We start from the raw sequence: 25,480 nt of genomic DNA, 5'->3' as shown, positions 1-25,480 counted from the left end.
CTATGCGTTATCACAAGTTAGGTCATACCGGTCTGTTTGTTTCCGAACTCTGCCTCGGCACCATGACGTTTGGCGGGGAAGACGGGATGTGGGGACAGATCGGCCAGCTACGACAGAACGACGCCGAGCGTCTGGTGGGTCAGGCGCTGGATGCCGGGATCAATATTATCGACACCGCCGATGTTTACTCCGACGGACGCTCGGAAATCATCACCGGCCAGGCGCTAAAAAACCTGAAAATCCCCCGTGAAAACGTGGTCGTTGCCAGCAAAGTGTTTGGCGAAACCGGCACCGCAGGGGTCAACTCCCGGGGCAGCTCGCGCTATCACATTCTCTCCGGGGTGAAAGAGAGCCTGCGCCGTCTACAGCTCGACCACCTCGATCTCTATCAGCTTCACGGTTTCGATCCCGCCACGCCGATGGAGGAGATGCTCTACGCCCTGGACAGCCTGGTCCAGCAGGGACTGGTGCGCTATATCGGCGTCTCCAACTGGGCCGCCTGGCAAATTGCGAAGGCGCTGGGCATCTCGGAACGTCGCGGGCTGGCGCGTTTTTCCTCCCTGCAGGCTTATTACACCATTGCCGGACGCGATCTGGAGCGGGAGCTGGTGCCGATGATGCAAAGCGAAGGGGTCGGGCTGCTGGTCTGGAGTCCGCTGGCCGGAGGCCTGCTCAGCGGTAAATATGGCCGCGATGGCGAAAGCGAAACCGGAGGCCGCCGTCAGACCTTCGATTTCCCGCCGGTACAGCGAGATCGCGCCTTTGACTGCGTGGACGTCATGCGCACCATTGCCGATAGCAAAGGCGTTTCGGTGGCGCAGATTGCGCTGGCCTGGCTGCTGCATCAGCCGGTGGTCAGTAGCGTGATTATCGGCGCGAAACGGCCTGAACAGCTGGAGGATAACCTTGCCTCGACGGCGGTGCGTCTCAGCGAAGAGGAGCTGCGTATGCTTGATGCGGTCAGCGTACTGCCGCGGGAATATCCCGGCTGGATGCTGGAGCGTCAGGGGGAATACCGTCGCCAGCAGCTGCGCGGATAAGCCATAAAAAAGGCGGGCCATCAGGCCCGCCTTGTCTTTATCGGTTGAAAATCAGTTCAGACGAACCGGCATCCCGGAGCGGGCCTGAATCGCCTGATCGACGATGGTCTGCTCAACGTCCTGCTGGTCAGTCACTTTCTGCACCACTTTGGTCAGGGTTACCGGCACGTTTTCGTCGCCGTTAAACTGCGCTTCGGTGGTGGAGAGCGGGTTGTGAACCTCGATATAGCGGGAACCATCCGGCTCGGTAGTGGCTTTTACCGGCTCATCAATAAACTGAACGCGGGTGCCGACCGGCACATTCTCGAACAGGAATTTGATATCGTCGTTACGTAGACGCACGCAGCCGTGGCTGACGCGCAGGCCGATACCGAAGTTGGCGTTGGTGCCGTGGATGGCGTACAGACGACCGATATAGAGCGCGTACAGACCCATCGGGTTATCCGGGCCGGCCGGAACAACCGCAGGCAGCGGCTCGCCCGCAGCGCGGTATTCCGCGTGCATTTTGGCGGTCGGGGTCCAGGTCGGGCCCGCTTTCTTACGCTCAACCTTGGTGGTCCAGTTAATCGGGGTATCTTTACCCAGCTGGCCGATACCGATAGGCAGCACGATCACCGTGTTGGTGCCTTTCGGGTAGTAATAGAGGCGCATTTCAGCACTGTTGATCACAATGCCTTCGTGAACGGTATCCGGCAGGATCAGCTGCTGAGGGATATTGAGCACGCTACCGGCTTTTGGCAGGTAGGCATCAACGCCCGGGTTAGCTTCCAGCAGGTTAGAGAGGCCCATCTGATACTCGGCCGCAAAATACTCCAGCGGCTGGGTGTTGCCTTCCGGCACGGTGATGACCTGGTTCTGACCAATAACGCGGCTTCCGTCGGTCGGAAGCGGATAGGTGACTGCAGATGCGGTGTTGCAAAAGCCCATAACAGCAAAAGCCGCCGCGAAAAGCGTTGTTAATTTCATATTCATGTTGTGAGAAGTGCCAGACGCCACACGGGCGGTTGTTTGAGAATTCAGACAGTCGATAGGAGCGCATTATATGTGCATTCCCGTAAACAGGGAATTCAGATGTGTATTAAATCACATTTTTTCACTGTTATTTTTAGTGTAGCGGCGGGCAGGCGCGGACGGGGAAAATTAGGACGACAGGAAAGCGGGGCGTTGCCGCCCCGTCAGGGATTTTACTCTGCCAGCAGGCGGGACTGGATCTCAGCGCGCACGGCGGGCGTCAGCTGATACTCCTGCTCAAGCCAGGCATCCGTACTGGGGTAACGCTGGAGGATCGCCTCAAGGGCCGCGCTCAGGTAAGACTCGCGCACCGTCAGCAAATTTGACAGATTATGGCGTGCGCGGTCGCTCAGTTCGTCGCCGAGCCAGCCAACGATCTCCTCTTCGACCTGGGTCAACATCCCGTGGGTCAGCAGATACTCTTCCATCACCGTCGCGCTGTCGCAGCCGAGGGTTAACAGCGTCAGCGCCGAACCGACGCCGGTACGATCTTTGCCGACCGCGCAGTGCTGAAGCAGGGCGCCGTCAAAGGGATTCGTCAGCAGCTGCGCCAGCTGCTTATAGGCCGGATTATTAAACGGCAGCTGGCGGTAGAGTTCCAGCATGTACTGCTCGCCGTCGACCTCATCCAGTTTATCTGCCGAAAACGCGGTGATTTTCGCGCTGGCGTCGGTCGTCAGCGGGTTGGCCGGGGCGTTGATATAGCGTGCGTTGACGCTCAGGCGGTTGGGGCTGCGGCTGACCTCGGAGGGATCGCGGTAATCCAGCACCACGCTAAGCGGGATCGTACCGAGATAGCTGAGATCCTCCGGCGTCACCTGGTGCAGCGCGCCGGAACGCAGCAGCTTTCCTTTGCGGATTTCGCGCCCGTCAGCGCCGCGCTGGCCGCCCATATCGCGGAAGTTAATTCCGCCCTGCAGCGGCAGAAATGCGGGATGTTGTGAAAGTCTGGTCATCGGTTCCTTTCCTGTTTCGCGGGTGAGAATGGGTGAGGCTTCCTTACACTCACGCGGCAGTATGCCGCAGGCTGCGGGCAAAAGTTATACCGAATTGTGCCGCTGCCCGTGAAAAATGCGCCATCTAATGGCATAATGCCGCGTTCATCACACTTTTTCAGGATATTACCGTGTTAGTAAGCAGCAACGTCACCATGCAGTTCGGCAGCAAGCCGCTATTTGAGAACATCTCCGTCAAGTTTGGCGGCGGCAACCGTTACGGTCTGATTGGCGCCAACGGCAGCGGTAAATCCACCTTTATGAAGATCCTCGGCGGCGATCTGGAGCCGACCTTGGGTAACGTCTCTCTCGATCCTAACGAGCGCATCGGTAAACTGCGCCAGGATCAGTTTGCGTTTGAAAACTTCACCGTTCTCGACACGGTCATTATGGGCCACGGCGAACTGTGGGAAGTGAAGCAGGAGCGTGACCGCATTTACGGTCTCGCGGAAATGAGCGAAGAAGACGGCTATAAAGTGGCCGATCTCGAAGTGCTGTACGGCGAGATGGACGGCTACTCTGCCGAGTCTCGTGCCGGCGAACTGCTGCTGGGCGTGGGGATTCCGGTTGAGCAGCATTACGGCCTGATGAGCGAAGTGGCGCCGGGCTGGAAGCTGCGTGTTCTGCTGGCGCAGGCGCTGTTCTCCAATCCAGAAATTCTGCTGCTCGATGAGCCGACGAACAACCTGGACATTGACACCATTCGCTGGCTGGAACAGACGCTGAACGATCGTGACAGCACTATGATTATCATTTCGCACGACCGTCACTTCCTGAATATGGTCTGCACCCATATGGCCGATCTCGACTACGGCGAGCTGCGCGTCTATCCGGGCAACTACGACGAATATATGACCGCTGCCACCCAGGCGCGTGAGCGTCTGCTGTCCGATAACGCCAAGAAAAAAGCGCAGATTGCCGACCTGCAATCCTTCGTCAGCCGCTTTAGCGCCAACGCCTCGAAATCCCGTCAGGCGACCTCACGTGCCCGTCAGATCGATAAGATTAAGCTGGATGAAGTCAAAGCGTCCAGCCGTCAGAACCCGTTTATTCGCTTCGAGCAGGACAAGAAACTGTTCCGTAACGCGCTGGAAGTGGAAGCCCTCACCAAAGGCTTTGATAACGGCCCGCTATTTAAAAATGTCAATCTGCTGCTGGAAGTTGGCGAGAAAGTCGCCATCCTCGGGGCTAACGGCGTGGGTAAATCGACCCTGGTGAAAGCACTGGTGGGCGAATCACAGCCTGACAACGGCACCGTTAAATGGTCTGAAAACGCGCAGATTGGCTATTACGCGCAGGACCATGAGTATGAGTTCGAAAATGACCTGACGGTCTTCGACTGGATGAGCCAGTGGAAACAGGAAGGCGATGACGAGCAGGCCGTGCGCGGTATTCTGGGTCGTCTGCTGTTCAGCCAGGACGATATCAAAAAGCCTGCGAAGGTGCTGTCCGGTGGTGAGAAAGGCCGTATGCTGTTCGGTAAACTGATGATGGAAAAACCGAATATCCTGATAATGGACGAACCGACCAACCACCTGGATATGGAATCTATCGAGTCACTGAACATGGCGCTGGAGATGTATCAGGGTACCCTGGTGTTTGTCTCGCATGACCGTGAGTTCGTGAGCTCTCTGGCGACGCGTGTGATCGAAATTACGCCGACCAAAGTGATCGACTTTACTGGCAACTACGAAGACTACCTGCGTACCAAAGGTGTTGACGCGTAATCCGTTCTTCTTCGTGCTGCAGGTGCCATCCGTGCACCTGCAGTGCGACCTATCAGGCTAGCTCAGTTGCCATTCCTTTCCGGCTTCACCGTTAATCAGCAGCGTCCTTTTTTCCCCTTCAGGCAATGCCACCTTCAGCGTGCCCCATCCCGGACGGTAGTCGCCGCGCGTTGAGAGCGTCAGGTTGATGCTTGTTGCCGTGCATTCCATTTGCCAGGTCAGCCACAGGGCGTTGCCGGTCCGGTAGCCCCAGGATTCACCGTCATCTTCAAACAGCAGCCCTTCAGTGCTACCCGTGCCTTTGAGCGGGAAGAGTTTTAGCTCGCGGGTCGTGTCGGCAGCCGAGTCGACATGGGCCAGGCGCTCGCTCAGCGGCAGACCTGCACCGGCGCGGACCAGCAGGGGCAGTTTTTCCAGCGGGGCATCGAGGGTGACCCACTGACCGCCGCTATACCAGGCGCTGCTGTAAAAATCGTACCAGCCGTGGGTATTTTCCGGCAGCCAGATCCGGCGCTGGCGCTGATCCGGCTCGACAACGCTGGCAACCAGCAGATCCCGGCCAAGCATAAAGTCATCGCACTCCTCGAAGGTCTGCGCGTCGTGCTCGTGGTCGAGGAAGGTCGGACGCAGCATCGGCTCGTCGTCGGCGTGCGCCTGCCACAACAGAGTGTAGAGATAGGGCAGCAGACGATAGCGTAGCTGAATGGCCGCGCGGATCGCCGGAGTCACCGCCGGATACATCCAGGGTTCATTAACCGTCTGGTCATCGTTCCAGGAGTGGATGGTAAAGCGCGGATGCATCACCCCGTTCTGTACCCAGCGGATAAACAGTTCCGCGTCCGGCTTGTTGCCGGAGAAACCGCCGACGTCGTGGCCGATATTGTAGAGGCCCGACAGGCTCATCCCCAGACCCATACGGGTGTTGTAGCGCAGCGTATCCCAGCTGGTGCGGTTATCGCCGCTCCAGGTCTGGACGTAGCGCTGCATCCCGGCGCAGCCGGAGCGGGAGATCAGGAAGGGGCGTTTTTGCGGAGCAAAACGCTGCTGTGCTTCCAGCGATGCCCGCATCATCAGCAGCGGCATCACCGGACGGATATGCTTGATCGCAATCTCGCTGCCAAAGCCGTGACAGCGAGCCTCGCCGTCCCACACTTCAAACTCGTTATTATCATTCCAGGTTGAGTCGATCCCCATCTCCAGCAGCTGAGTGGTGACGCCGTTCTGCCACCATTCGATAGTTTGCGGATTGGTGAAGTCGAGGTTAGAGCCTTCGTCATCCCAGAAGCTGGAACGTTCCGGGGCGTCGGTTTCAGAGTCGCGAATAAACAGGCCCTTTTCTGCCACTTCGTTATAGCGGGGATGATCCTGTAGCAGGCAGGGTTTGATATTGGCCGCCAGCTTCAGTCCGGCGTCGTGGAACGCCTGGCTCATGACCTTCGGCTGCGGCACCTTGTCATAGTTCCAGTTAAAGACGTAGCGCTTGCCGTTAATGGAGGTATAGCCGGACGAGAGCTGGAACGAGTCGCAGGGCAGGGCATGCTCTTCGCAGAGGCGGATAAAGTTCATCAGCTGGTTCTGGGCATCTGGCGCGTCGGTGTAGTGCATGGTTGAGCCGCTGTAGCCGAGGCTCCATTTCGGGCCGAACAGGGTTTTCCCGGTCAGGCGTACAAACGCCTTGCTGACGTCCAGTACCCGCTCGCCGGTAAACAGATAGTAATCAATATCGCCCGCTTCAGCCTGCCAGCGGCGGTAGGCGGTGTGGTAGTTGTCGATCTCATTGCCCAGATCCAGCCAGCAGCTGCTCAGGTTGTCGTAGAACAGGCCAAAGCTGACATCATCCCGGCGGGTAATGGTAAAGGGAATATGCTTGTACAGCGGGTCGGTGCTGACCGCGTTATAGCCCATCGCATCGAGATTGCGCATCTCAAAGCGTCGGCCGGTGCGCTGAAGATTACCGGCCTTTTCGCCGAGACCATAATAGCGTTCATCGGCCCGGCGACGCTGGTAGTGCGCCACGCCGTCGCCGTGGGCGTTAAGCAGATAGGCGCTGGTCGGACGGTCGGCAGCCAGCCACAGCCACTCGCCGTCGTCATTCAGGTAGTGCCACTCCAGCCACAGAGGCTGGTGGACGGTGACCCGCAGACGTGCGCTCTGCACCGTCAGCGTGTCGTCCTGCTGCTCCAGGGTCCAGGCCGGGAGGCTAAAGCCGGACAGACCCTCGCGCGGGCGGCCTTCAAATGGTACATCCTCGGCCGGGGCAATACTCCAGGTGCGGTCCAGCGCCAGCTCGCCGTTGCGTTTTAGCAGCACGCGAAACAGATTCTCTTCCAGCACGTACAGGCAGAAAGTGTGCTGCCCGTCGACCCGCAGTTCAACGTGGTGAGCCGCCTGTTTTTGCAGGGTCCAGTTCTTCAATGTTTTCATATCAGACATCCATAATCATGCGCGCTTGGCGCGACGTTCAGCAATAAATGCCACCAGGAAAAACGCGCCAATCAGGTCAAAAAAGCCCATGGCGATAAACAGCGGGTTGAAGCCGATTTTGTCGGCGGTCACCCCGATCAGCAGAGAGAAGAGGAAACTGGCGATCCAGGCGGCGGAGCCGCGCATCCCGTTAACGGTCGCCATCTGGCCTTTATCAAAGGACTCGACCACCAGCGCGCTGAGCATGCAGGAGATAATCTGGTGGCCGAAGCCGCCAATCGAGATCAGCGCGATGGTGATATAGGGGTCGCGGGTGACAGCCACCAGACCTAAGGAGATCATCAGAAATGCGCCGGTCACCGAGCTGGCCACCACCGAATTCACGCGGGTACAGCCAAACCAGCGGGTATAGACTTTGGTCAGATAGCCGCTGGCGATACTGCCGAGGTCGGCGGCGAGGAACGGCAGCCAGGCAAACATGGCGATCTGTTTCAGATCCATCCCGTGCTCTTTCGCCAGATAGAGCGGCACCCAGAAGCTGAGCACGGCCCAGGCAGGTTCCGCCATAAAGGCCGGGATGGCGATACCGTAAAAGCGCTTATTTTTCGAGACGGTTTTCAGGGCGGTAAGGAAGGGGAGTTTGACCGCTGGCGGTTCGTTATCCTGCTGAATAAACGCCAGTTCCTCTTTGCTCAGATTCGGGTGTTTATCCGGGTTGTGGTAAAACGCCCACCACAGGATCACCCACAGCAGCGCCAGCACGCCGGTAAACATAAACGCGCCCTGCCAGCCAAAAGAGGCGTGAGCAAAATAGATAATCGGCGGGGCCAGCATCGCGCCGATGGAGAAGCCCACGCCCGCCCAGCCAGCGGCGACCGGACGTTCCGATTTCGGGAACCATTCGCCCAGGGTTTTGGCGTTCGCTGGGGTCGCCGCGGCTTCCGATGCGCCCATGGTAAAGCGCAAAATCGCCAGCTGGATCCAGCTCCCCGCGCCGGCGTGGAAAATACAGGCCAGCGCCCAGATAATAGCGCATACCATAAAGCCGACTTTCAGACCAATCACGTCAATCAGCCAGCCGCACAGAGGCTGGAAAATGGTGTAGGCCAGCTGAAATGCGCCGACAATCCAGGAGTACTGTTCGGTGGTGATCCCGAGGCTGGTTTTCAGTTCCGGGGCCAGAATGCCCAGCGAGTTACGGGTGATGTAGTTCACCGTCACGCCAAACAGAAACAGCACTAAGATCCACCAGCGTAATTTTTTCACTACCCGGCGACTCTTGCCGACCGCCATTTCATTATTAATACCCTGACTCATTCTTTACTCCGCTCATCTTCTTGTAGGGAAGTCGAAGCGCGCCGTTGGAATGTGTTATACCGAACGGCTTCGCGTGATGATTTTTTTTACGGTTTTTTTTAAATCACGCATACAACTAGTATGGAAGTTGTACGACAGGTTTACGTTAGGTGAGAAAACCGGTCGGCCAAAGCGGATTCTGTGCAAGGATTCTCATAAAGGGCGGAGAAAAAAAGGCAAACTCCTCCCTTGCTTATCTATGACAGGGTTTTCAGCTCATGAAAATTTTCCCATCAGGCAAACGGAGCAAGATCACAGAATGAATAAAAAGCTGAAAATCGCCGAGATTGCCCGGCAGACCAACCTGTCGACCAGCACCGTTTCCCGGGTGCTGGCGGGCAAAGCCAATACCAGTGAAAAAGCCAGAGTCGCCGTGCTGGCCTGCGCCCGCGATCTTGGCGTTATGGAGGGGATCGCCGCCGGGCGACTGCTGCTCAATAACCTGCTGGTTTTTGCCCCACAGCGGGCGTTCGACGAACGCTCTGATATCTTCTATTACCGGGTGATTCAGAGCATTAACAAGGCGCTGGACCCGCACGAGGTACGTCTTCGCTACTGCGCGCTGGAAGAGCTGGACAGCGATGCCAATGAATTTCTGGCGCGGATGAAGTCGCCGGAAACGCAGGCGGCGATCCTGCTGGGCATCGACGATCCGCATATTCACGATCTGGCGGCGGATCTGGCGATCCCCTGCGTGCTGATCAACTGCCGCGATACCCGGATGCGTCTGCCCTCTATTGCGCCGGATCACCGGACTATCGGGGAGTTTGCGGCCCGCTATCTGTTTGAGATGGGCCATCGTGAGGTGGTCAACGTGATGTGTCTGCGTCGCTACACCATGGACCTGCGTCTGGCGGGCATTAAAGAGGCCTGGCTGCGGCAAAACCTGCGTTTTCAGAGCAAGCGGGATCTGATCACCGTCCCCAGCTTTAGCGCCCGAGAAGCCCGGCAGCGGGTGGCGGAGTGGCTGGATGTTCCGGCGCATAAAACGCCGCCGACCGCGTTTCTGGTGGGCGGGGATTTTATGGCGGAAGGGACCGTTCGCGCCTTGCAGGAACGAGGGCTGCGAGTGCCGCAGGATGTGTCGGTGATGAGTATCGACGCCTTTAATCTCGCGGCGATTCAGGATGTCCCCTTAACGGCGGTGCATGTTCCTCGCGATGAGCTGGGGGTGGAGGCGGTGCATCTGCTCCAGCAGCGGCTGATTCGCCCGCAGGCGACGGTCGGCTCTCTGCTACTGAACGGCACCCTGGCGGTGCGGGAGTCGGTACGGCGGATACGTCCGGGACCGCGACGCACCGCCGTTGAGCGGGAAGGGCTGTACGACGTTTAAACCTCGATGCCCAGCGCGCGTCTGCCGTGAATATTGAGATCGCTCAGGGTAAAGCGGCCTGACCAGTCGCTTTCGTAGTTCTCACGCGGGAAATCGCCCGGCGAAGCACCCTGCTCCAGGGCCTGTTTTACCTTGTGGGCATAGGCCAGGTTTTTCTCGCACATCGGGGCGGCGGGAATATACATCACGTTGCCCCAGCCCTGCTGGTTATCGACCGCCGCCACTGCGTGGATTACATCGCAGTGCCACCAGACCGAATCCCCGGCTTCCAGCGCTGGAATCGACGTCAGGGCGCGCATCAGCAGCGGATGCCAGCGTTCAGAAATGGGCAGAACCCTACCCGGCGCGACGCCGCAGAGTTCGTCCTCCGGCACGTCGCTCAGCAGCGGGCGCAGCAGAACGTACGCCATCGCTTCCGGGATCGGCACCACGTGCAGCAGTCCCTGACCGGGGATCATATCCGACAGCGCCGTCCAGCCCTGGAAGGTGCGGAAGACCGAACATTTGGTGGTGTTATCCACCGTGTACTCTTCCACGTCGGTGCGGTGGGCCGCATTCCAGGGATCGTACTGCTCAATATCGCCGTTAAAGACGCTGGCGAACACCTGCTGCCAGGCGGGCAGCAGCCAGCGCTCCAGCGCACCGGAATCCGTATGGGCGCCGAGTCCCTTCGAGGTGGTGCCCGGCGGGCGGCGGCGGATACGGTCCGGGTAGATCACGCTGACGTCCGGGTTAAACCACTGTTTCCCTTCGCTGTCGAAGCGCCACAGACGATTCAGAAACGACTGCGCCGCGGCCATTTCGTCACTCTGGCGGGCCTGCATCTGCGCCTGGGACCAGTAAATCGGGAAAATTTCCGGGCGCGACGCCTCCAGCGAGCCGAAAAAGCTGTCTCCGGGGCCTTTATAGACCTCATCGAAGCGGTTGAGATCCAGGTAATCCAGCATGGATCGATCCCAGTCCAGAGCCTGCTGACGCGGGAAGTGCCCTTTGATCACCGCGCAGCCCCGGCGTTTGATCAAGGCCTTTTGTGCTTCGCTCACCTTGCCTTCAGTAATATCCGCCGCAGGAATAATGGGCCAGACCGGATCGCCCGCGGCTTTCAGGGCTTCGATTTCATCCACGCGGGCGGCAATACGGGCGCTCAGGCGTTCAAAAACTGCCTCGACATCGCCGATCTGCGCCCGCAGGTGCTGTTTCATCTGACGAATCGCCGCCTTGTGATCTGCCGGCAGCGTTTCATGAGTAAAGGTTATAGCCATACTGACCTCACTTTTCTTTCATTCGAAAGTCATTTGCATTTCGTATGGGTAATATAAGTTAAAGAATGGTTAATGCAAGTTTAAAGAATTGATGGGGTTCACAGAAAGGTAAAGCAGCCGGAGCGGGCGCTCCGGCGGAGGCAATCAGTCAGCGAACGGCGCTTCGCCGTCGAGCACGGCCTGAATCACGTTCAGCGCGCCATGATGATTATTGTTATCGGCGGAATACGTGGCGATCTCTTTAATCGCCGGGGCGGCGTTACCCATGGCAAAAGAGTACTTCACCAGCTTCAGCATTTCGGCATCGTTGCCGCTGTCGCCGATAGCGACGCATTCCTGAGGGGAGATCTGCCAGCGCTTGAGCAGACGGCTGATGCCGTTGGCTTTATGCAGGCCGGGGATAATCAAATCGATAAAGCCAAAGCCGCTGGTGACCGGCTTCATAATACCGTCGAGAGCAACATGCAGTTTGTCGACCAGCAGCGGGATTTCATCATCCGGCAGGTTCAGGGAGAACTTAAACAGGGTATCGTCGATATCCTGATAATCGCGGATACGCGCCAGTCGATGATAGTGGTGGGACATCAGCTCGACAAAATGGTCCGGCGCGGTATCGCTTATCCAGGCACTTTTCAGGCCGCAGGCGACAAAGTTAAGGTTTTTATCCTTCAGCAGTTCACCGATCACCACCTGAGATTCATGGCGCGTCAGCTCCCCGTGGAACAGCTGCTGGCCGTGCTCGAAGACCAGCGCACCGTTCTCGGCAACGAAGGAGATTTGATCTTTGATTTCCGGGAAGAAGGAGATGAGCTGGTAGTACTGATTCCCGCTGGCGACGACAAATTCGATCCCGCGTGCTTTTAGCTGAGCAAACTGGGCCAGGAAGCGCTGGCGGTCGTACTGCTTGGCGTCATCAAGGAAAGTTCCGTCCATATCCGTGACGATAACTTTTACGGTCATACATTGTACTCCTGAATGTAACTGCGACGCGGGATATTCTAGTTACCGCAGGAGGGAATGCAAAAATTTATTTCATATGAAAGTGGGCGAGGGGAACCCTGTTCCCCTCGCCGCGTGCTTATAAAACGTGTTCCGTACGGGCGATAATATCGTCCTGCGCATCGGGTGACAGGGCGGTGAAGAAGGCCGAGTAACCGGCGACGCGCACCACCAGATCCCGGTACTGGTCCGGATGCTTTTTGGCTTCCAGCAGGGTATCGCGTGACACGATGTTGTACTGGATATGCCAGCCTTTGTGCACTTCAAAGAAGGTACGCAGCAGGATCATCAGCTTCTGGCGGTCGCTGTCGTTATCCAGCGTGGACGGGTTAAGTTTCTGATTCAGCAGCACGCCACCCAGAATCGCGCCGGTCGGCAGCTTCCCGACAGAACCGATTACCGCCGTCGGACCGAGATGGTCGGTCCCGGAGGCCGGGCTGGCCCCTTCTGCCAGCGGAGTGGTGGCCTTGCGTCCGTCCGGGGTGGCCATGGTGGCGGCGCCAAAGGGGACGTTGGCCGAGATTGAGGAGGTGCCGGCATAGTAAGTGCCGCCGACGGGACCCCGACCATAACGCGGATTTTGATACTGCTTCAGCTCGTCAATATAGGTCTGATAGGCGCGGGTCAGGAGCAGGTCAACGTTGTCGTCGTCGTTGCCGTATTTTGGTGCGCCGTTAATTAAGCGCTGGCGCAGCTGTTCGTGGGTCAGCCCTTCGTAGTCCGCCGCCAGCGCCTCGGCCAGTTCCTGTTGGCCAATCGTACCCTGTTCAAACACCAGCTTTTTCACCGCAGCCAGACTGTTGCCGAGGTTGGCGATACCGACCTGCAGACCGGAGACCCAGTCATATTTTGCACCACCCTGTTTGATGCTTTTGGCCCGTTCGATGCAGTCATCCACCAGCGCCGAGCAGAGAATATCGTGGGCGTTCTCCTCCAGCATGGTGTCGACGACATATTCAATTTCAATCGATTTACGGGTGTAGTAGCGGATCTGGCTATCCCAGGCCGCCAGCACCTCGTCGAAGTGAGCGAAGTTTGCTACCGACAGCGCTTTCTCCTGCGGCAGGAAGATCTTGCCGCTGGTGGCGTCGCGCCCGCCCTCCAGCGAGGCCAGCATCACCCTGGCGAAATTAATAAAGCTCATCCCTGTGCAGCGATACCCCCACTTGCCGCCGACGGCGGTTTCAATACAGCCGATGGCGGCATAGTCATACGCGTCCTGCGGCTCCACGCCGAGCTTAATAAATTCCGGGATCACAATTTCGTCATTGTTAAAGGCGGGCATCCCGAAGCCGCAGCGGATCACCTGCACGCAGGCGTCGAGGAAATCGTTGCTCATTCCTGCATGGTAGCGAACGCTGAGGTTCGGCTGGGTCGAGCGCAGACGGCCGCAGGATTCCAGAATAGCGTATGAGAGCGGGTTCACCGCATCCGACGGCTGACCGTCAGTCAGTTGCTGGCCGCCGATGGTCACATTCTGATACAGCGGGCTGCCCGCCGAGGCTTTGGAGTGGGAGCCGGAGCGGATTTTATTGACCTCCAGCAGCTTCAGCCAGCAGCTTTGCAGCAGTTCGATAGCCTGCTCGCGCTCAAGGGATGCCGCCAGCTCCACGTCGCGGCGGTACCAGGGGTAGAGGTACTGGTCCATCCGGCCAAAGGAGACCGAATGACCGTTGGACTCCACCTGCAGCAGTAGCTGGATAAAGTAGCAGAGCTGTAGCGCCTGCCAGAAGGTTCTCGGCGGCTCATGGGCGATCAGATCGCAGTTTTCGGCGATGGTCAGCAGTTCATCCCGACGTGCGCTACGGGTTTCTGTCCCGGCCATTTTGCGGGCCAGATCCGCAAAGCGTTCAATATGCTGGCTGACCGCGGCCAGGGTGATATCAATGGCTTTTAAAAACTGCTCGCCGTGGAGGTCGTCGAGCCGGGTGAGGTTGATCCGCGACCGGCGTTCATCGACCTTGTGGCGCAGACCGTCCAGCCCTTTTTCCAGCAACAGCGGGAAATTGACCGCCAGATGGGCGTCACCGGAGGTCATATTGCCTTCGGCTTTGATAATCCCGGTGGCCAGCAGCGCCTGCTGTTCATCGGTAAACATGCCGTAGCAGCGATCCTGCACCGTCTGGCCGCGCCACCAGGGGCAGATCTCGTGCAGAACCCGCTTATTCTCTTCGCTGACGGCAAAGCCCGCACCGGGTCGGTCCGCCAGGTCATCGATTTCATTCTCTATCCAACTGACGGTATATTCCGGGAAAATCGGTGCGGCGCGCACTTCGCTGGCCTGGTTGCCGATAATCAACTCGTCGTGCTGGATCCAGATGGTCCGCTGGGCCAGGTGGTGGGCCAGCGCCAGGGCACGACGGATCGGCAGGGGTTTATCCAGATGCTGCTGGTACATCTCGGTGTAGTGACGGGCGCGTTCGGTACAGACCGGCGGCTTGACGATATGAACCAGCGCGGCTTTATGGGCCTGAATGCGCGGGCTGAGGGTGTCGAGAGTCAGAGTGGTCATCGTGTTTTATCCTCTTAGCGTTGCGGTCAGGCCGCAGTCGCGAGCGTACTCCTGCGCAAAGGCAAGGAGTTCCGGTGCGTCGAGCGGCTTGTCCGGCGCGGTGTAGGTTTCGCCGAGCAGATGGTATTTATTGATGCCCAGCGTGTGGTAAGGCAGAAAATGGATCTCGTTAACCCGTAGCCGGTCGGCTGCAAAGCGGGTAATGGCTTTAATACTGGCTTTGTCGGCGTTAAAACCGGGGATCAGCGGGACGCGAATAATCATCTTTTTACCGGCGTCGGCGAGGCGAACCAGGTTATCCAGCACCCGCTTCGCGCTGCCATCGGTCCACTGCCTGAAGCGCGCGCTGTCGACATGTTTTAGATCGGCGAGAAACAGATCCACCAGCGGCAGGGACGGTTCCAGATAGCGCCAGGGCACGTGCAGGCAGGTTTCTACTGCGGTATGAATGTTTTGCTGACGGCTGGCCTGCAGCAGAGCGAGACTCAGGGTCGGATCCATAAAGGGTTCGCCGCCGGAGAGCGTGATCCCGCCGCCGCTGCGGTCGTAAAAAGGTTTATCGCGCAGCACGGTTGCCATAATGTCATCCACCGTCTGCGTCTCGCCGCAGACGCTCAGGGCCTGAGTCGGGCAGCAGTGGGTCAGGGTAGTAAGGTCGTCGTCGGTCAGGCGCTGTCGGTCGATCAGCAGACCGTTCAGCGCACGGGAAATCGCCGCAGGTGCCGCCTGCTGACAGAGCGTGCAGCCATCAAGGCACAGGCGGGCGTCATACAGCAGGTCGCGCGTGCGGGCGCGGCTTTCCGGGTTCTGGCACCAGCGGCAGCTGAGAGAACAGCCTTTGATAAACACCACGGTACGAATACCGGGGCCATCATGGGTGGAGTAGCGCTGAATATTGAAGATCATACGGCAACCCTTTTTATTTCGTTCGAAGATTAAATAACTTTCGAATGAAAGTTAAATTGACGCAAATCAACGGACGTCGCTTTTGCGGGCGTATAGTGCGAAAGCATGCGAACCCTCACACTTTCAGGAAACCTCTATGGAACTCTATCTGGATACCTCTGATGTTGGCGCGGTGCAGAAACTGGCCCGCATCTTCCCCCTTGCGGGCGTGACCACGAATCCGAGCATTGTGGCAGGCGGTCAACGTCCGCTTGATTCCCTGCTGCCGGAACTGCATGCGGCGCTGGGCGGCCAGGGTCGTCTGTTTGCCCAGGTACTGGCGACCACCGCAGATGCGATGGTGGAAGAGGCGCGCAGGCTACGGACGATGGTGCCGGATCTGGTCGTGAAGGTGCCGGTTACGGCAGAAGGGCTGGCGGCAATTAAACTGCTGAAGGCGGAAGGTATCCCGACGCTGGGCACGGCGGTTTACGGCGCGGCGCAGGGATTGCTGGCGGCGCTGGCCGGGGCGGAGTATGTCGCGCCCTACGTGAATCGGGTGGATGCTCAGGGCGGAGACGGAATTCAGACGGTGGTGGAGTTACAGCAGCTCCTGAGCCTGCATGCGCCGCAGACAAAGGTGCTGGCCGCCAGTTTTAAAACCCCGCGTCAGGCGCTGGACTGCCTGCTGGCCGGCTGCGAAGCGATCACCCTGCCGCTGGACGTGGCGCAGCAACTGATCGCCGCCCCGGCGGTCGAGGCGGCGGTGGTGAAATTTGAGCAGGACTGGCTGAACGCGTTCGGACGTACCACGCTGTAACGGCGTTTAGCGGGCGTTATCCGCGCTGCACACTTCGCAGTGCGGATGGCGCGCCAGTTTCATTTCGCGGAACTGGCAGGTCATCGCATCATAGAGCACGATTTTCCCCGTGGCCGGTCGGCCATAGCGGGTCAGAACCTTAATCGCTTCCATCGCCTGCAGGGAACCGATGATCCCCACCAGCGGCGCCATCACGCCCGCTTCCGAGCAGGTCAGCGCGTTCTCGCCGAACAGACGGCTCAGGCAGCGGTAGCAGGGCTCATCGTCCTGATACGTAAAGACGCTGATTTGCCCCTCCATGCGGATTGCCGCCCCGGAAACCAGCGGCGTGCGGGTAACAAAGCAGCCCTGATTGAGCTGATTGCGGATCGCCACGTTATCGGTGCAGTCGAGCACCAGATCGTGCCCGGCGATTTGCGCCAGCAGGGCGTCTTCATCCAGCAGGGCGTTGAGAGGGGTGAGCTGAACGTGCGGATTAATACGCGACAGCGACTCACGGGCGGATTCCACCTTTGGCTGACCAATATTGGCATCGCCGTGCAGCGTCTGGCGCTGAAGATTGGACAGCGCCACGGTATCGAAATCCAGCAGCGTCATCTCGCCGATCCCGGCCGCCGCCAGATACTGGGCTGCCGCGCAGCCCAGTCCGCCCAGACCGACCACCAGCACCCGGGAAGCTTTCAGGGCTTCCTGACCGTCGAAATCGAAGTCGCGCAGGATGATCTGCCGGTTATAGCGCAGCATCTCCTGGTCGCTCAGCTCCTCTGCCATCGCTTAGCCTCCAAACAGGGCGTTGAAGGGTTCAACCTCGACCCACTCGCCCGGCTCGACGTTGCCGCGATCGCGCTCCAGCACGATAAAGCAGTTGCCCTGGCTGAAGGAGCTAAAAATATGCGAGCCCTGATGGCCGGTCGTGGTCACTTCCGCTTCGCCGTCGGCGTTGCGCTGAAGAATTCCGCGCTGGAAATCGAGACGGCCGGGGGATTTTTTCAGCCGGGTCGCCGCACGGACCCGCAGGCGCGGCGGCAGCGCGTTGCCGCTCTGACCGCTCAGCTTCGCCAACAGCGGCTGCACCAGTTGATAGAAGGTCAGGGCTGCAGAGACCGGGTTGCCCGGCAGGCCGCAGAACCAGCTCTTGCTTAGCTTGCCGAAGGCAAAAGGTTTGCCCGGCTTAATGGCCAGCTTCCAGAAACCGACTTCGCCCAGCTCTTCGAGCAGGGCTTTCGTGTAGTCCGCTTCGCCAACGGAAACGCCGCCGGAGCTGATCACCACATCGGCCTGCTGGTCCGCTTCGATAAAGGTTTTCCGCAGCTGGTCGGGGTTGTCACGAATAATGCCGAGATTGATCACTTCGCAGCCAAGCTGCTCCAGCATCAGATGCACCGCCAGGCGGTTAGTATCATAAATCTGGCCGTCGGCCAGCGGCTGGCCGGGGAGCTGTAGCTCGTCTCCGGTGGAGAACAGGGCCACACGTACCTTACGCACGACGCTAACCTCAGCGATGCCCAGCGAGGCCAGCACCGGCAGCTCTGCCACGCTCAATTTTGTGCCGGCCGGGAACACCACGGCACCCGCCTGGATATCCTCGCCGCTGCGGCGAATATTTTGTCCGGGAAGGACGGTGGCGGTAAAGCGGATACCGTCAGGATGTTGCTCCGTCTCTTCCTGCATCACCACGGCATCGCAGCCGACGGGGATCGGCGCGCCGGTCATAATGCGAACACAGGTGCCGGTGGGCCACTCGCCGTTAAACGGCTGACCGGCGAAGGCTTTTCCGGCGACCGGGAGCGGCGTCTGTTTTTCGAGGTCTGCCAGTCGGACGGCGTAGCCATCCATTGCGGAATTATCAAAACCGGGCACATTGAGCGGCGAAGTGATATCGTCAGCCGTTACGCGACTGAAGCCGTGCACCAGCGGCACAGGCTCTGACGCGCTGAGCGGCAGGATACGGGAAAGCATCTGTGATAACGCCGCATCAAGTGGCATTAGTCCGGCATTAAAATCCATGGAAAACTCCAGCAGGGCAAAAAGTTCAGGGCGCTATTATGGCAGAAAAGCCCGTCAGACTGTATGGGTAGAGAGCGCCCGTTGCCTTTACATTAGGTTTATGACTTTCTATAGTCAGAAATTGTCTGAAGCGAAGACCACGATGATGATATTTATAGAAAAAGCGGTTACTTCGTCGACAGGCACAGGAAAAAGGGATGTACACCCCGTCACTATGACAGGAATTTACCGCCAATGAGGAGTATGCCGTGCCGCACAGTGATCAATTAGCTGCCCGTGATGTGCTGGCCGTTCAGAACCTGAACGTGACCTTTCAGCACGACCAGCAGCGAACGCATGCTGTGCGTCATCTCTCATTTCACCTTCAGCGTGGTGAAACGCTGGCGATTGTTGGTGAATCCGGCTCGGGAAAATCGGTTACCGCGCTGGCGCTGATGCGCCTGCTGGAACAAACTTCCGGTCAGATACAGTGCGACGAGATGCTGCTGCGGCGGCGCAATCGTCAGGTGATCTCCCTGCCTGAACAGAATGCCTCCCAGATGCGCGGCGTGCGCGGGGCGGATATCGCGATGATTTTTCAGGAGCCGATGACCTCCCTCAACCCGGTCTTTACCGTCGGGGAGCAAATCGCCGAGTCGATTCGCCTGCACCAGCATCTGAGCCGCGAGCGGGCGCTGGTAGAAGCGCGCAATATGCTCGATCAGGTGCGTATTCCTGAAGCGCAGACGGTCATGTCCCGCTATCCGCACCAGCTCTCTGGTGGTATGCGCCAGCGGGTGATGATCGCCATGGCGCTGTCGTGTCGCCCGGCGGTGCTGATTGCCGATGAGCCGACCACGGCGCTGGACGTCACCGTGCAGGCGCAGATCCTGCAGCTGATCCGCGTCCTGCAGCAGGAGATGGACATGGGGGTGATTTTTATCACCCACGATATGGGCGTGGTGGCGGATATTGCCGACCGGGTGCTGGTGATGCATCAGGGCGAGGCGGTAGAGACCGGCGGCGTGGCGCAAATTTTCCAGGCGCCGGAGCATCCCTATACTCGCTCTCTGCTGGCTGCGGTGCCACGACTGGGCGCGATGCATGGCAGCACTCTGCCGCGCCGTTTCCCGCTGATCCTGCCGACCGGCAGTCCGCAGGCCCAGTCGGAAAGGGAGCAGGATACGGTGGTGGAAGGCGAGCCGATATTGCAGGTCCGCGACCTGGTGGTGCGTTTTCCGCTGCGCAGCGGCATTCTCAACCGCGTCACCCGAGAGGTGCATGCGGTAGAGAAGGTGAGCTTCGATCTCTGGCCGGGGGAGACCCTGTCGCTGGTGGGCGAGTCAGGCTGCGGGAAGTCGACCACTGGCCGGGCGCTGCTGCGGCTGGTCGAAAACCAGGGCGGCAGCATTATCTTCAACGGCCAGCGGATCGATACCCTGCCGGATAGCCGGCTGCAGCCGCTGCGGCGCGATATTCAGTACATTTTTCAGGATCCCTATGCTTCTCTCGATCCGCGTCAGACGGTGGGGCATTCGATTCTTGAGCCGCTGCGGGTCCACGGCCTGCTGGCGGGGGACGCTGCGCATAAGCGGGTGGCGTGGCTGCTGGAGCGGGTCGGTCTGCGGCCCGAACATGCCTGGCGCTACCCGCATGAATTTTCCGGCGGCCAGCGGCAGCGTATCTGTATTGCGCGCGCGCTGGCGCTGAACCCGAAAGTGGTGATCGCCGATGAGTCTGTTTCGGCGCTGGATGTCTCCATTCGCGCGCAGATCATCAATCTGCTGCTCGATTTGCAGCGGGATATGGGGATCGCATTTTTGTTTATTTCGCACGATATGGCGGTGGTAGAACGCATCAGTCATCGGGTGGCGGTGATGTACCTTGGACAGATCGTCGAGATCGGTCCGCGACAGGCGGTCTTTGAAAATCCGCAGCATCCCTACACCCGCAAGCTGATGCGGGCGGTTCCGGTCGCCGACCCGATGCACCGGCATCCGCAGCGGGTCCTGCTGTCGGATGAGTTACCGGGCAATATTTATAAGCGAGGCAGCAAGACGGAAAACGTGCTGCTCCAGCAGGTGAGTCCAGGGCACTTTGTTGCCCGGGGGCCTGCGGTGGGCGATCCGTTATCGCGTTTATGATTTTTTTTACCAGGCAGGGTTCAGGAGAATAACATGACAAAGTTTGTTTCCGGCACATGGCTTACGGCGCTCGGTGTCGCCGCAGCCCTGGCAACAGCACCTGCCATTGCGGCGAAAAACGTCGTGGTTGCCGTGGGGTCTAACTTCACCACGCTCGACCCTTACGATGCGAATGATACCCTCTCCCAGGCGGTGGCGAAGTCGTTCTATCAGGGGCTATTCGGCCTTGATAAAGACATGAAGCTAAAAAACGTGCTGGCCGAGAGCTACAGCGTTTCCGATGATGGTCGGGTCTATACGGTGAAACTGCGATCGGGGATTACCTTCCAGGACGGTACCGACTTCGATGCCGCCGCGGTGAAGGTGAACCTCGACCGCGCCAGCGATCCGGCAAACCATCTTAAACGCTATAATCTCTACAAAAATATCGCCTCAACCGAGGTGGTCGATCCGACGACGGTCAAAATCACGCTCAGCCAGCCCTTCTCGGCGTTTATTAATATTCTTGCCCATCCGGCAACGGCGATGATCTCCCCGGCGGCGCTGGAAAAATACGGCGCGGAGATCGGTTTCCATCCGGTCGGCACCGGGCCGTACCAGCTGGAAACCTGGAATCAGACCGATTTTGTGAAGGTGAAAAAGTACGCCGACTACTGGCAGTCCGGGCTACCGAAGCTGGACAGCATTACCTGGCGTCCGGTCACCGATAACAATACCCGCGCCGCGATGCTGCAAACGGGTGAAGCGCAGTTTGCCTTCCCCATTCCCTATGAGCAGGCCCGGCTGCTGGAAAAGAACAGCAAGCTGGAGCTGGTGGCCAGCCCGTCGATTATGCAGCGCTATATCAGCATGAACGTAACGCAGAAACCTTTTGATAATCCGAAGGTGCGCGAGGCCATCAACTACGCGATTAACCGCCAGGCGCTGGTTAAAGTCGCCTTTGCCGGTTACGCTACCCCTGCCACCGGGGTGCTGCCACCGGCTATCGGGCTGTCACAGCAGTATCAGCCATGGCCTTACGATCCGGCGAAGGCGCGGGAACTGCTGAAAGAGGCGGGCTATCCCAACGGATTCAGCACCACGTTGTGGTCATCCCACAACCACAGTACCGCGCAGAAAGTGCTGCAGTTTACCCAGCAACAGCTGGGCCAGGTGGGCATTAAGGTACAGGTCACGGCGATGGATGCCGGGCAGCGTGCGGCAGAAGTCGAAGGAAAAGGTCAGAAAGAGAGCGGGGTGCGGATGTTCTACACCGGCTGGACCGCCTCAACCGGCGAAGCGGACTGGGCGCTGTCGCCGCTGTTTGCCTCACAAAACTGGCCGCCGACCCTGTTTAATACCGCCTTCTACAGTAATTCGCAGGTGGACCACGATCTGAGCGCGGCGCTGCAAACTACCAACCCGCAGCAGAAGGCGAAGCTGTATAAAAATGTCCAGGACACCCTGTGGAAGGAAGCCCCCTGGGTGCCGCTGGTGGTGGAAAAACTGGTTTCTGCGCATAGCAAAACCCTCACCGGTTTCTATATCATGCCGGACACGGGTTTTAGTTTTGATGAGGCCGACCTGAAGTAAGGTCCGCCCGCGCCGATGCATCGGCGCGCAATGGAAGATGTGATGCTGAATTATATCGTTAAGCGCCTGCTGGGTTTGATCCCGACGCTGCTGCTGGTGGCGGTGCTGGTGTTTTTGTTTGTCCATATGCTACCGGGCGATCCGGCCAGGCTTATCGCCGGGCCGGAGGCTGACGGCCAGGTGGTGGCGCTGGTACGTGAGCAGCTTGGCCTCGACAGGCCGTTGTATATTCAGTTCTGGGACTATATGACCAGCGTCGTACAGGGCGATTTTGGGACGTCAATGGTCTCGCGCCGCCCGGTGGTCGATGAAATTGCCAGCCGCTTTATGCCGACGCTCTGGCTGACGGTATGGAGCATGCTGTGGGCGATGCTGTTTGGCCTGGCGGCCGGTATCGCTGCGGCGGTCTGGCGCAACCGCTGGCCAGACCGGCTGGGTATGATGCTTGCTATCACCGGCATCTCATTTCCGGCCTTTGCGCTCGGGATGCTGCTGATGCAGATTTTCTCGGTGGAGCTGGGCTGGTTACCCACGGTCGGCGCCGATACCTGGCAGCACTATATTTTGCCTTCGCTGACGCTGGGTGCGGCGGTGGCGGCGGTGATGGCCCGCTTTACCCGCGCCTCCTTCGTTGAGGTCCTTAACGAAGACTACATGCGTACCGCCCGGGCGAAGGGTGTGAGCGAAACCTGGGTGGTGCTGAAGCACGGCCTGCGCAACGCGATGATCCCGGTGATCACCATGATGGGCCTGCAGTTTGGTTTTCTGCTCGGCGGCTCTATCGTGGTTGAGAAAGTGTTCAACTGGCCGGGGCTGGGCCGTCTGCTGGTGGATTCGGTGGAGATGCGCGACTATCCGGTGATTCAGGCGGAAGTGCTGCTGTTTTCGCTGGAGTTTATTCTTATCAACTTAGTGGTGGATATCCTCTATGCCGCCATTAACCCGGCAATCAGGTACAAGTAAGGATGCGACTGTTTAACTGGCGCCGTCAGGCGATCATCAACGCAATGCCGGTGGTCAAACCGGACCATGTGCGGACGCCGTGGCTTGAGTTCTGGCGTCGCTTCCGTCGTCAGAAGGCGGCAATGCTGGCCGGTCTCTTTGTCCTGCTGCTGATCGCTGTGGCGCTGCTCGCGCCCTGGATAGCGCCTTTCAATGCGGAAACCTATTTTGACTATGACCGGCTCAACGACGGCCCGTCGCTGCTGCACTGGTTTGGCGTCGATTCGCTGGGAAGGGATATTTTTAGCCGGGTGCTGGTCGGGGCGCAAATCTCGCTCGCGGCCGGGGTCTTTGCGGTACTGATCGGCGCGCTCATCGGCACGGTACTCGGGCTGATCGCGGGCTACTACGAGGGCTGGTGGGACCGCATTATTATGCGTATCTGCGACGTGCTCTTTGCCTTCCCCGGCATCCTGCTGGCGATCGCGGTGGTGGCGGTGATGGGCAACGGCATGGCCAACGTGATTATCGCAGTGGCGGTCTTTTCCATTCCTGCCTTTGCCCGACTGGTGCGCGGCAACACCCTGGTGCTGAAGCAGCAGACCTTTATCGAGTCGGCACGCAGCATTGGGGCCAGCGATATGACCATCCTGTTCCAGCATATTCTGCCGGGGACGGTCTCATCGATCGTGGTCTACTTTACGATGCGTATCGGCACCTCGATTATCTCCGCGGCCAGTCTGTCGTTCCTCGGGCTGGGCGCACAGCCGCCGACGCCGGAGTGGGGCGCGATGCTCAATGAAGCGCGAGCGGATATGGTGATTGCGCCGCACGTGGCGCTGTTCCCGAGCATGGCGATATTTCTCACCGTGCTGGCGTTCAATCTGCTGGGAGATGGCCTGCGCGACGCGCTGGACCCGAGGATTAAAGGGTAGGTGTTCCTCTCCCGTGAGGGAGAGGAAGGACACGGGGGTTAGATCAGGCTGCCCCACATATCGTACTCGTCGGCGTGATCGATTTTCACTTTCACGACGTCGCCCGGCTTAAGCTTGCTCTCACCGTTCAGATAGACCGCGCCGTCGATTTCCGGGGCGTCGGCCATACTGCGGCCAATCGCGCCTTCTGCGTCGACTTCATCGACAATCACCATCAGCTCGCGGCCCACTTTCTCCTGCAGACGCTCGGCGGAAATCTTCTGCTGCAGCTGCATAAAGCGGTTCCAGCGCTCCTCTTTGACCTCTTCCGGCACCTGGTCCGCCAGTTCATTGGCGGTGGCACCTTCAACCGGGCTGTACTTAAAGCAGCCGACGCGGTCGAGGCGCGCTTCTTTCAGGAAGTCGAGCAGCATCTGGAAATCTTCTTCGGTCTCGCCCGGGAAGCCAACGATAAAGGTGGATCGCAGGGTCAGCTCAGGACACATTTCACGCCACTGCTTAATGCGTGCCAGCTGGCGATCGACTGCGCCAGGGCGCTTCATCAGCTTGAGGATTTTCGGGCTGGCGTGCTGCATCGGGATATCCAGATACGGCAGAATTTTGCCTTCCGCCATCAGCGGGATCACATCGTCCACGTGCGGATACGGGTAGACATAGTGCAGACGCACCCAGATACCCAGCTTCGCCAGCTGCTCGCACAGGCTTACCATGCTGGTTTTCACCGGCTCGCCGTTATAGAAACCGGTCCGGTGCTTCACGTCCACGCCGTAGGCGGAAGTGTCCTGAGAGATCACCAGCAGCTCTTTAACGCCCGCGTCGGCCAGACGCTTAGCTTCCGCCAACACGTCGCCAATCGGACGGCTGTCGAGATCGCCGCGCATGGACGGGATAATGCAGAAGGTGCAGCGATGGTTGCAGCCTTCGGAAATTTTCAGATAGGCATAGTGGCGCGGCGTCAGCTTCACGCCCTGTTCCGGGACCAGGCTCAGGAACGGGTTATGCTTTGGCTTCGGCACATAGTGGTGAACATGCTCCAGCACCTGCTCATAGCTATGCGGACCGGTAATCTCCAGCACCTTCGGATGGACTTCACGGATCTGATCGACCTTCGCGCCCAGACAGCCGGTCACAATCACCTTGCCGTTCTCGTTCAGGGCTTCGCCAATCGCCTCCAGCGACTCCTGCACCGCGCTGTCGATAAAGCCGCAGGTGTTGACGATCACCATATCGGCATCGTCGTAGCGGGGAACGACGTCATAGCCTTCGGTACGCAGCTCGGTGAGGATGCGTTCTGAATCCACCAGATTCTTTGGACAACCGAGAGAGACAAAACCAATCTTCGGCTGCTGGGTTACATTGCTCATAAGGTCAAAAAATAGTCATTTATAGAATTATCAGGGCTCGGATTTTACAGAAGCTGGAGGGAAAGTTGTACTGGTATCTTTAGTACGGCTTTTCTGCTGCAGCAGTGTAAATAACCCTGCACTTTGGTCAATAATTGACCTCACGCATGTTTCCTGCTCAATAAATAGCCATA

19 protein-coding genes are annotated in these 25,480 nt (G+C 58.8%); 8 read left to right on the top strand and 11 right to left on the bottom strand.

Features of this window, described 5'->3' with window-relative positions; translation table 11 throughout:
• The first annotated feature begins 2 nt into the window (after positions 1-2).
• Positions 3-1,040, top strand: a complete 1,038-nt coding sequence (locus tag EDF81_RS09280; RefSeq protein ID WP_123347868.1) for an aldo/keto reductase — start codon at positions 3-5, stop codon at positions 1,038-1,040.
• A gap of 51 nt (positions 1,041-1,091) precedes the next feature.
• On the opposite strand, the gene ldtB is transcribed toward EDF81_RS09280, so the two are convergent.
• Positions 1,092-2,012: a L,D-transpeptidase gene (ldtB, locus tag EDF81_RS09275; RefSeq protein WP_123347867.1), complete on the bottom strand. Its 921-nt coding sequence runs from the start codon at positions 2,010-2,012 to the stop codon at positions 1,092-1,094.
• Between the two features lie 212 nt (positions 2,013-2,224).
• Positions 2,225-3,007 carry a tyrosine-protein phosphatase gene (locus tag EDF81_RS09270; protein ID WP_123347866.1) on the bottom strand — a complete coding sequence of 261 codons (783 nt, stop codon included), beginning with the start codon at positions 3,005-3,007 and terminating at the stop codon, positions 2,225-2,227.
• A gap of 170 nt (positions 3,008-3,177) precedes the next feature.
• Here EDF81_RS09270 and EDF81_RS09265 point away from each other — a divergent pair, with 170 nt between their 5' ends.
• Positions 3,178-4,773 (top strand): ABC-F family ATPase, encoded by a 1,596-nt coding sequence (locus tag EDF81_RS09265; protein WP_123347865.1) that lies wholly within the window; start codon positions 3,178-3,180, stop codon positions 4,771-4,773.
• Between the two features lie 57 nt (positions 4,774-4,830).
• On the opposite strand, the gene EDF81_RS09260 is transcribed toward EDF81_RS09265, so the two are convergent.
• The gene (locus EDF81_RS09260) at positions 4,831-7,197 is read right to left on the bottom strand and encodes a TIM-barrel domain-containing protein (RefSeq protein WP_123347864.1); all 2,367 of its coding nucleotides are present in this window, start codon (positions 7,195-7,197) and stop codon (positions 4,831-4,833) included.
• A 15-nt stretch (positions 7,198-7,212) separates the two neighbouring features.
• Positions 7,213-8,514 (bottom strand): MFS transporter, encoded by a 1,302-nt coding sequence (locus tag EDF81_RS09255; RefSeq protein WP_123347863.1) that lies wholly within the window; start codon positions 8,512-8,514, stop codon positions 7,213-7,215.
• Between the two features lie 298 nt (positions 8,515-8,812).
• On the opposite strand from EDF81_RS09255, the gene EDF81_RS09250 reads away from it, so the two are divergent.
• On the top strand, positions 8,813-9,886 hold the full coding sequence (locus tag EDF81_RS09250) for a LacI family DNA-binding transcriptional regulator (RefSeq protein ID WP_123347862.1): 1,074 nt from the start codon (positions 8,813-8,815) through the stop codon (positions 9,884-9,886).
• Here EDF81_RS09250 and EDF81_RS09245 read toward each other — a convergent pair.
• From EDF81_RS09245 to EDF81_RS09230, 4 genes are all read right to left on the bottom strand, one after another.
• The gene (locus tag EDF81_RS09245) at positions 9,883-11,148 is read right to left on the bottom strand and encodes a DUF1479 domain-containing protein (RefSeq protein WP_123347861.1); all 1,266 of its coding nucleotides are present in this window, start codon (positions 11,146-11,148) and stop codon (positions 9,883-9,885) included. The genes EDF81_RS09250 and EDF81_RS09245 overlap by 4 nt on opposite strands.
• Before the next feature lie 144 nt (positions 11,149-11,292).
• Complete coding sequence (locus tag EDF81_RS09240) at positions 11,293-12,108, bottom strand: Cof-type HAD-IIB family hydrolase (protein WP_123347860.1); 816 nt, start codon at positions 12,106-12,108, stop codon at positions 11,293-11,295.
• Positions 12,109-12,226: 118 nt separating this feature from the next.
• Entirely contained in the window at positions 12,227-14,659 is a 2,433-nt protein-coding gene (locus EDF81_RS09235; RefSeq protein WP_123347859.1) for a formate C-acetyltransferase/glycerol dehydratase family glycyl radical enzyme, read from the bottom strand.
• A 6-nt stretch (positions 14,660-14,665) separates the two neighbouring features.
• Positions 14,666-15,565 carry a glycyl-radical enzyme activating protein gene (locus EDF81_RS09230; protein WP_123347858.1) on the bottom strand — a complete coding sequence of 300 codons (900 nt, stop codon included), beginning with the start codon at positions 15,563-15,565 and terminating at the stop codon, positions 14,666-14,668.
• A 136-nt stretch (positions 15,566-15,701) separates the two neighbouring features.
• Between EDF81_RS09230 and fsa the strand changes: the two genes are divergently transcribed.
• Positions 15,702-16,364: a fructose-6-phosphate aldolase gene (gene fsa / locus EDF81_RS09225; protein WP_123347857.1), complete on the top strand. Its 663-nt coding sequence runs from the start codon at positions 15,702-15,704 to the stop codon at positions 16,362-16,364.
• 6 nt (positions 16,365-16,370) lie between these two features.
• On the opposite strand, the gene moeB is transcribed toward fsa, so the two are convergent.
• Both moeB and moeA read right to left on the bottom strand, forming a co-directional pair.
• Positions 16,371-17,135: a molybdopterin-synthase adenylyltransferase MoeB gene (gene moeB, locus EDF81_RS09220; protein ID WP_123347856.1), complete on the bottom strand. Its 765-nt coding sequence runs from the start codon at positions 17,133-17,135 to the stop codon at positions 16,371-16,373.
• 3 nt (positions 17,136-17,138) lie between these two features.
• Entirely contained in the window at positions 17,139-18,371 is a 1,233-nt protein-coding gene (gene moeA, locus EDF81_RS09215; protein WP_123347855.1) for a molybdopterin molybdotransferase MoeA, read from the bottom strand.
• A gap of 248 nt (positions 18,372-18,619) precedes the next feature.
• Here moeA and gsiA point away from each other — a divergent pair, with 248 nt between their 5' ends.
• From gsiA to gsiD, 4 genes are read left to right on the top strand one after another with little or no spacing between them, the layout of a single operon-like run.
• Positions 18,620-20,494, top strand: coding sequence for a glutathione ABC transporter ATP-binding protein GsiA (gene gsiA, locus EDF81_RS09210; RefSeq protein WP_123347854.1), 1,875 nt, complete (start codon positions 18,620-18,622; stop codon positions 20,492-20,494).
• 33 nt (positions 20,495-20,527) lie between these two features.
• The gene (gsiB, locus tag EDF81_RS09205; protein WP_123347853.1) at positions 20,528-22,066 is read left to right on the top strand and encodes a glutathione ABC transporter substrate-binding protein GsiB; all 1,539 of its coding nucleotides are present in this window, start codon (positions 20,528-20,530) and stop codon (positions 22,064-22,066) included.
• A 42-nt stretch (positions 22,067-22,108) separates the two neighbouring features.
• Positions 22,109-23,029: a glutathione ABC transporter permease GsiC gene (gene gsiC, locus EDF81_RS09200; RefSeq protein WP_123347852.1), complete on the top strand. Its 921-nt coding sequence runs from the start codon at positions 22,109-22,111 to the stop codon at positions 23,027-23,029.
• A 2-nt stretch (positions 23,030-23,031) separates the two neighbouring features.
• Positions 23,032-23,943, top strand: coding sequence for a glutathione ABC transporter permease GsiD (gene gsiD, locus EDF81_RS09195; RefSeq protein ID WP_123347851.1), 912 nt, complete (start codon positions 23,032-23,034; stop codon positions 23,941-23,943).
• Positions 23,944-23,981: 38 nt separating this feature from the next.
• Here gsiD and rimO read toward each other — a convergent pair whose 3' ends face one another.
• The gene (rimO, locus tag EDF81_RS09190) at positions 23,982-25,307 is read right to left on the bottom strand and encodes a 30S ribosomal protein S12 methylthiotransferase RimO (protein WP_123347850.1); all 1,326 of its coding nucleotides are present in this window, start codon (positions 25,305-25,307) and stop codon (positions 23,982-23,984) included.
• Between the last annotated feature and the right edge of the window lie 173 nt (positions 25,308-25,480).

Origin of the sequence: Enterobacter sp. BIGb0383 (genome assembly GCF_003751845.1) — a bacterium.
GTDB lineage: Bacteria > Pseudomonadota > Gammaproteobacteria > Enterobacterales > Enterobacteriaceae > BIGb0383.
The sequence above is the reverse complement of the archived record's forward strand: the minus strand, read 5'-3'. Positions and strand labels throughout refer to the sequence as shown.